Raw genomic sequence first — 7,563 nt, 5'->3', positions numbered from 1 at the left:
AGGGGCCGAGCTTCCGTTGCCGGCGGTCACCGTCGTCGAGACCATCTGGGCGAATCTCCTGCGATACCCGTCGGTCCCCGCGTTGGCGATGTTCGAGGAAATGTTGGTCACGGCGGTCATGTTGGCCTTCAGCCCGCTGACGCCGTTCTGCATGGCGGAAGTGATGCTCATCCGGATGATCCTTTTTGATCTTTTACGGATAAACTTGCCTATCCAGGTTTAAGCGAAGTTTAACCATAAGTTTCTTTTGTTATTCTTGTGCGGGATCATTGCCTTCGCCGCTGTCGCGCGCGATGTCGATGGCGCGGTCCGCCCGTTCGAGGAGGACGCGCGCCGCGTCCGCGCCGAGGCCCGTTCCGGCCAGCGAGGGCGGCGCGAAGCCCGCGTCCACGATATCGGCCACGACGCCGCCCCGTTGCGACAGGAGCGTTTCGGCGGCGGCGACGAGGTCCGCGTCGCCCGCCCGGTGCGCCGCGATCAGAAGGCCCGCCGTGTCGCCGAGGGGCATGTCGTCTCCGAGCATGGCCCAGAGTTCGGCATAGGCGGAACGTGCCTCCTCCCAGGATCCCTCCGCCGCATGAAGCTCCGCGAGGAGCCGCACGAAGGTCTCGGTCCTCGGGAGTTCGGTGGCCTCACCCGCGTCGGGAAGGATGCCGGTCGCATCGAAGAGGCGCGTGCGCAGGGATGCCAGCCGGGTGGCGAGATCCGCATCCTGCGAGAGGAGCGGCACGGCGAGAAGCGCCTCCGCCTCGTCCCACTGACCGCCCGACAGCCGCGCCTCGGCCTCCTTCAGCCGCAGCGCGTCGAGGCGGACCGGGTCGGAGTCGCGCAGCCCGAGGTCCGCGGCCGCCTCGAGGTATTCGCGCGTGAGGCGGTATTCCTGCGCGGCCGCCGCGGTGGCGCCGATGGACCTCATGTGGTCGGCATAGCTCTCGGACGCGTCCTCGTATCCCGGAAAGAAGCGGAAGACATTCGCGATCGCGCGATGGCCGGCGAGGAACTCGTCGAGCGGCATCGCCCCGGAACGGCCCTCGGCGTAGTAGGCCTGGATGAGCGTCAGCGCCCGGTCCGCGGCCGCCTCGGCCTCGGGGCTGTCGGCGTGCCGCACGAGGAATTCGCCCAGCGCGAGGGCGGCGTCGATCGTCCGTCCGGCCTCGAGCGCCATGCGCTCCATCAGGAGGAGCGTCGCCCCCGCATCGGCGTCTCCGCGCCAGAGGGCGTAGACCCGGACGAGCATGTCATGGGCTTCCGCCGCATCGACGGCCCCCGTCTCGAAGGCGAGGTCCACGATGGCGAGGCGTGCACGGTGGCCCCAGACATCCCGGGCCGGGGCGGCCTCGACGTACCGGTCGAAGGCGAGGAGCAGGTCGCCGCCGCCGCGGGCGACCTCGCCGAGGAAGTAGGGGAGCGCCCCGTCGCCCGGGGAGGCGTGGCGCGACAGTTCCTCGGCGACGCGGCGCGCGAGGGCCCAGTCCTCGGCCGTGATGGCGGCCTCGAGAAGCCGCGGCAGAACCCGCCGCGCCAGACCCGGCGGAAAGGCGGAGAGGTCGCCGACCACCTCCGCAAGGGTCGCCGCCGAGGCCTCCGCCTGCCCCAGCCGCGCCTGCGCATGCGCGAGGAGGATCCGGGCGTGGCCGATGGGCGCGGCTTCCCCGAGGACCGCCGCCGCAGACTCGATGTCGGCGCCGCCACGGTCGTCCAGCGCGACGAAAGCCGCATGCAACAGGCGCCGCCGCGCGTCCTGATGCGCCTCGAGCGGGACATCGTCGAGCGCCCCGACCACCGAGAGCCCCTCGAGGACGAAGGCATGCGCGAGGTAGAAGGTGGCGAGGTCGAGCAGCGCGTCGGCAAGCGGCCCGTCGACCGGCTGGCCGACCCCGCCGCTGGCCTGCGCGGACCCGAGCACGGCGAGGCGCTCGGCGCGCCCGTCGAGGAATCCCTCCTCCGCCATCCCGGAGAGCTGGAGCGGCTGCATCGCGACGGGTTCGGCGCGGGCCGGCGCGCCGAGCGACGCGAAACCGGCAGACGCCAGCAGGATTGCAAGTATAGGTCGCATTTCTGAGCAGGAAATCCGCTTTATTCTTGACATTTCTAGCCCGCGAAACAAGAATAAACAAGATTTATTAGTCTTCCGCCGGACCCATGGACACGATCAGCCACGTCGCGCTTTCCCTGGCCGCCGCCATGCAGCGGGAGATGAACGTGACCGCAAACAACATCGCGAACGCCAACACGACCGGCTTCCGGAGCGAGCGGGTCGTGTTCGAGACCTTCGTCGACAGGGGTGCGGCGCAGGGCGACGACAGCGACTTCGTGCTCGACACCGGGTCCTACGTGGACACGCGCCCCGGCGCCCTCACGATGACCGGGAACCCGCTCGACGTGGCGCTGAACGGCCCGGGCTGGTTCGCCTACCGGACGGAGGAGGGGCGCACGGCCTACGGGCGGGACGGGCGCTTCATGGTGGATGTGGACGGCAACCTCGTCACCGTCTCGGGGGCGCGGGTGCTCGACGACGGCGGCGGCGCGATCGGCCTGCCACCGGATGCGGGCGCGCTCGAGATCACGCCCGAGGGTGTGATCGTGACCGGAGACGGCAACGCGCTGGCGCGGATCGGCGTCTTCGACCTGCCCGCGATCCAGTCCTTCGAGCGGATCGGCGGCGGCCTCTTCGTGCCGCCCGCGGGTCAGCCTGACGGCGCGCTCCCCGCCGAGGCGACGCAGGTTGTCCAGGGCGCGCTGGAATCCTCGAACGTGCAACCGGTGCTCGAGATGACGCGACTTCTCGACATCCAGAAGGCCTACGAGCGGGCGGTCCAGCTGACCCGCACCCACGACGAGCTGGCGCGCGACGCGGTGCGCCGGATCGGCCGTCAGTCCTGACCGGGAAGGAGACCGACATGAAGGCCCTCGGCATAGCCGCGACCGGGATGCTCGCCCAGCAGACCAACGTCGACGTGATCTCGAACAACATCGCCAACGCCAACACGACGGGCTTCAAGTCGAGCCGGGCGGCGTTCCAGGACCTGATCTACCAGTCGGTGTCGCGCGAAGGCGCCCTGACCTCGGAACAGGGCACGATGACGCCCACCGGGATCGACATCGGCCTCGGCGTGCAGACGGCCGGCACGGTGAGGCTCAACACCCAGGGCGGGCTCCTGAGCACGGAGAACGTGCTGGACGTGGCGATCGACGGGCGGGGCTTCTTCGTCGTCAACATGCCCGATGGCGGACGCGCCTATACCCGCGACGGTGCCTTCCGCATGTCGGCCGAGGGCGAGCTGGTCACGCTCCAGGGATACCAGGTCGATCCGGGGATCGTGATCCCCGAAGGCGCGCAGAACATCGAGATCAACGAGCAGGGCGTCGTGATGGCGTACCTCGAGAACGATCCCGTGCCGGTCGAGCTCGGGCGGCTGACGCTTGCGACCTTCATCAACGAGGCGGGCCTCCGTCCGGTCGGGAACAACCTCCTCGAAGGCACGGTCGCGTCCGGCGACGAGCTTCCTGCGAACCCGGGAGACGCCGGCATCGGCGTGCTCCGGCAGGGCTATCTCGAGAACTCGAACGTCAACATCATCCAGCAGATCACCGATCTGATCTCGGCCCAGCGGGCCTACGAGATGAACTCCAAGACCATCGAGACGGCCGACCAGATGATGTCGACCGCGACGCGGATGCGATAGGCGATGCGGCTGGTCCTCGCCCTTCTCCTCGCCCTCCTGCTGCCCGGCCCGCTTCTCGCCCAGGGCATCGCCGAGCTCGTCGAGGAGCGCGCGCGCGCGATGCTCGGCGCCACGCTGCCGGACGAGGGCGTCTTCCGGGTCAGCTACCAGCCCGAGGTGGAAGGGGCCGTGCTCATCTCGCGCTTCTGGATGGACCCCGCGACCGGCCAGTTCCTCGCCGAGGCGCTCCTCGAGAACGGCGAGGCGCAACGGGTCTCGGGCCTCGCGCTGATCACCGTTCCCGTCCCGGTGCCGGTCCGCCGCATGATGCCCGACGAGATCATCGCCGAGAGCGACCTCGTCAGCATCGACATGCCGCTCGGGCGGCTCAACGATTTCTCGGTGACCGACGCCTCCGACCTCGTGGGCCAGCAGGTCCGCCGCATGCTGCCCGAAGGGCGCCCGGTCATGGCGCAGTCGGTCATGCCGCCCCTCGTCGTGACCCGCGGAGAGCGTGTGCAGATCCGCTTCGCGCAGGGCAATCTCGTGCTGTCCGCGCCCGGGAGGGCGCTCGCCGATGCGGCCGAGGGCGAGCCGGTGCGCGTCGTGAACCTCGTCAGCAACCTGTCCATCGTCGGCCTGGCCTCGCCCGGCGGCGTCGTGGAGATCATTCGATGAAGACGACCCGGGCCCTGCCGCTCGCACTCGCGTCGGCCGTGATCCTGTCCGGCTGCGCCGGCTACATGGCCGAGGACCGAAACCCGCAGATCACGGGCATGCAACTCGACGGGCGGACGATGCCGGAAATGGCGCATGTCTCGGTGCCGATGCCCGAACCCGCCTTCGAGGGGCTGCCGCACCGGGCCGAGCGGTCCTCGCTCTGGCAATCGGGGTCGAGCGGCTTTTTCGCAGACCGGCGCGCGATGCAGGTGGGCGACATCCTCACCATCAACATCGAGATCGACGACCGCGCGCGGCTGTCCAACCAGAGCGAGCGCGAGCGCTCGGGCGGCGCGAACCTCGGGGTCCCGTCGCTCTTCGGCGTGCAGAACATCCTCGAGCGCCTGACGGGCAGCGAGGACGGCGAGGACTTCGTGGACATCGAGGCCGGGACCAGCGCGGAGGGCGCGGGCCGCATCAACCGGGCGGAGTCGATCCAGCTCCGCGTGGCCGCGACGGTGGTGCAGATCCTGCCCAACGGAAACCTCGTCGTGGCCGGCCGCCAGGAGGTCATGGTGAACTCCGAGATCCGCGAGCTTCGCGTCGCCGGTATCATCCGGCCGCAGGACATCCAGCGCGACAACACCATCGACTACGACCGGATCGCCGAGGCGCGCATCACCTATGGGGGCCGCGGACAGATCTCGCGCCAGACCCGCAGCGCCTATGGCGAGGACGCGGTGGACATCATCTTGCCATACTGACGATCGATTGCGACCGCAGTTGCCTGACAACCATCCCCGGGGACACCCAGGGGATTCGGGATGCAACGTCGCTACAAGATCGCACTTGCCGTGCCTGCGCTATGCCTTGTCGCGGGCATCGGTGCGGGAAGCGTCACGCCCGACACTCCGGCGCCGGAGGCCCCCGCCGAGACGCTGGAGCCCGCGATCCTCGAGCTCGGCGCGTTCACCTTCCACATCGAGCAGCCCCACCACACGACCTACGTCGTCACGCGGATGTCGGCCGTCTTCGCGGACGGCGCCGCCGCCGAGCTTCATGCCACGCCGGAGACGGTCGTGCGGCTGCGCAATGCCGTCTTCGATGCGGTTCTCGATGTCCGCCCGAGCGCCATCACCGGCGACGTGGACCTCGACGCGCTGTCCGAGCGACTGGGCCGGACGCTCACGAACGAGGTGCCCGACATCGTCTCGATCGACGTCAACCTCCTTGGGTCGCAGGACGTTCCCCGGCGCTGAGGCGCCCTCCATCAGTCGACTCGGATGATGCGCGTGGACGAGACCTCCGTGCCGTTGTCCAGCACCAGCATCGGCACGCCCTCCCGGAAGACGACGCTGTCCACGCTTGCGGGCACGTAGGTCGCGTTCGGCACGGTCTTGCCCTCGTCGTCGACCGCGCTCACCTCGACACGGAACGGACCGTCGCCCACCACGGGCAGCCCGACGTCGTCACGACCGTCCCAGGCGACCTCGTGCTGCGTCTCCGAGAGCCCCGAGAGCCCGGTGAAGGTCCGCAGCACCGTGCCGTCGGGGCCCATGATGCGCCCCGTGACCTCGCTGGCGGGCTGGGCGAGCTCGTAGGAGAACTGCGCCCCCTCTGCCGTCGGGACGACGCGGTTGCCGGGTGATGTCACCGTCCGCCCGATGAGCTGCACGTCCGAGATCGATGCCGCTCCGGCGAGCCTGGCCGAGATCTCCCTCAGGTTCGCGTTGACCTGCACCGACTGCTCCACCTGGCTGAGCTGGGCGAGTTGCGTGACGAATGTGGAGCTGTCCATCGGCGCGAGGGGATCCTGGTTCGCCACCTGGGCGGTCAGGAGCTTCAGGAAGCTCTGGTAGTCCTGGCCAAGCTGCGAGAGCGAGGACGTGCTTGCGGTCTGCGCGGCCGTGGGGGCCGCCGTCGTCGGTTCGATCATGTCCTGTCCCCTGCCTTTCGTGTCAGGTGATGATGTCCAGACCCGCAAGCGGCGGGGCGTCGGGGCGCGTCGGCGCCCGGGTCCACGGAGAGATCGCGGCCTCCGCCCCCTCCGCCGCGTCACGGAGGAGCGCCGGGCGCCACTGGTCCCGCTCCGGCTGCTGGCGCGACTGGTGGCCGCCGAAGGACTCGAAGCTGAGATCGGCGTCCTCGACCGCCGCGCCGCCTTCCCTCAGCGCGCCGATCAGCATGTCCCGGTCGTTGCGCAACGCCGAGAGCACCACCGGGTTCTCCGCCTTGAGGATGATCCTCAGCTTGCCCGCCTCGTCGTGGCGCATGTCGATCTCGATGTCGCCGAGGCCGCGCGGCCGCAGCTCGATGCGGGTGGTTCCTTCCGCGAGCGGCGTGGCGCGCACCTGCCCCACGAGATTGCGGGCGAAGCCCGGAGCGGCGGCCTGAGCCGTGCCGGCGGCACCGGCGCCGCCCGGCTGCGGCGCGGCATCGCCCGCGATCGGCACGCGCGTCTCGACGAGGCCGCGCGGGGTGGTGGAGGCGGCTTCGCCGGCCTGCACGACCGTGCGGAGCATCGTCTCGAAGGGCAGCTCGGAGGGACGCGAGAGCGTCGCGTTTGCCGGCTTCGCCCCGAGGGCGGCCGGTTTCGCGCCCGCTTGCAGCGCCGACGGATCGGTCGCGGGTGGCGCGGTTGCACCCTCGGCCACGTCGAGCGGTGCGGGAGACGCGGCCGGTTGCGGCGGCAGCGCCGCGCCGGGTCGCGTGGCCGCGCTTTCGGCGGGCGGCGCGGGGCTTGCGGCGGGGGTCGGCCTGGGCGCAGCCGGCGCCTCGCCCGCGGGAAGCGCGGCGTCCGGTAGCAGAACCGCCGCCTGCTCCCCGAGCCCGAGCAGCCCGAGGACCGCGCGCGCCATGCCGAGCGGTCCCGCTTCGGTCGGATGGCCGCCCGTGATCGCGGCGCCGGTCTCGCCAATCGAGGCCGCGAGGATCTGGAGTGTCCGGCCGCCGGCCGAGGCGTCGAAGGCCGCCAGCCTCTGCCCGAGCGCCTGGGCGAACCCCTGGAGAACCGCGGCCTGCGCGGCCGGATCGCCCGCGTTCAGAAAGGCCTCCTGCGCCGCGAAGGCGAGCGCGACGATGTCGGTGAGGAGTTCCGTCTGCGCCGCCGGATCGCCGCCGATGCCGGGACGCGCCATGGGGCGCAGCGTGGCGGTGCCGACGGCTTCGGGCGCGACGCCCGACGCCCGCGCAAGCCCGACGAGGCCGGCGAAAGCCTCGGCAACCCCGGGCGCGGAGC

9 protein-coding genes are annotated in these 7,563 nt (G+C 70.7%); 5 read left to right on the top strand and 4 right to left on the bottom strand.

The window, feature by feature from the left end:
• Both ACTS11_RS16405 and ACTS11_RS16400 read right to left on the bottom strand, forming a co-directional pair.
• Positions 1–153, bottom strand: a 153-nt coding sequence (locus ACTS11_RS16405; RefSeq protein ID WP_442641374.1) for a flagellar basal body protein, incomplete at its 3' end; no start/stop codon positions are given.
• A 97-nt stretch (positions 154–250) separates the two neighbouring features.
• On the bottom strand, positions 251–2,056 hold the full coding sequence (locus ACTS11_RS16400) for a hypothetical protein (RefSeq protein WP_442641373.1): 1,806 nt from the start codon (positions 2,054–2,056) through the stop codon (positions 251–253).
• Between the two features lie 86 nt (positions 2,057–2,142).
• On the opposite strand from ACTS11_RS16400, the gene flgF reads away from it, so the two are divergent.
• Genes flgF through ACTS11_RS16375 form a run of 5 tightly spaced genes read left to right on the top strand, consistent with a single transcriptional unit; the run spans position 2,143 to position 5,584 of the window.
• Positions 2,143–2,883 (top strand): flagellar basal-body rod protein FlgF, encoded by a 741-nt coding sequence (gene flgF, locus ACTS11_RS16395; RefSeq protein WP_442641372.1) that lies wholly within the window; start codon positions 2,143–2,145, stop codon positions 2,881–2,883.
• 17 nt (positions 2,884–2,900) lie between these two features.
• A complete protein-coding gene (gene flgG, locus ACTS11_RS16390) occupies positions 2,901–3,686 on the top strand; it encodes a flagellar basal-body rod protein FlgG (RefSeq protein ID WP_442641371.1) in 786 nt (261 codons plus the stop codon).
• A 3-nt stretch (positions 3,687–3,689) separates the two neighbouring features.
• Complete coding sequence (flgA, locus tag ACTS11_RS16385) at positions 3,690–4,343, top strand: flagellar basal body P-ring formation chaperone FlgA (RefSeq protein WP_442641370.1); 654 nt, start codon at positions 3,690–3,692, stop codon at positions 4,341–4,343.
• Complete coding sequence (gene flgH, locus ACTS11_RS16380; protein WP_442641369.1) at positions 4,340–5,089, top strand: flagellar basal body L-ring protein FlgH; 750 nt, start codon at positions 4,340–4,342, stop codon at positions 5,087–5,089. The genes flgA and flgH overlap by 4 nt, the downstream gene beginning before the upstream one ends.
• Before the next feature lie 60 nt (positions 5,090–5,149).
• Positions 5,150–5,584 carry a hypothetical protein gene (locus ACTS11_RS16375; protein WP_442641368.1) on the top strand — a complete coding sequence of 145 codons (435 nt, stop codon included), beginning with the start codon at positions 5,150–5,152 and terminating at the stop codon, positions 5,582–5,584.
• An 11-nt stretch (positions 5,585–5,595) separates the two neighbouring features.
• Here the strand turns inward: ACTS11_RS16375 and ACTS11_RS16370 are convergent, their stop codons facing one another.
• Positions 5,596–6,261: a flagellar hook assembly protein FlgD gene (locus ACTS11_RS16370; RefSeq protein ID WP_442641367.1), complete on the bottom strand. Its 666-nt coding sequence runs from the start codon at positions 6,259–6,261 to the stop codon at positions 5,596–5,598.
• A 22-nt stretch (positions 6,262–6,283) separates the two neighbouring features.
• Positions 6,284–7,563, bottom strand: a 1,280-nt coding sequence (locus tag ACTS11_RS16365) for a flagellar hook-length control protein FliK (RefSeq protein WP_442641366.1), incomplete at its 5' end; no start/stop codon positions are given.

The sequence above is a fragment of the Roseicyclus sp. genome (assembly GCF_052168335.1).
GTDB lineage: Bacteria > Pseudomonadota > Alphaproteobacteria > Rhodobacterales > Rhodobacteraceae > Roseibacterium.
This window is presented reverse-complemented; position numbering and strand designations above follow the sequence as displayed.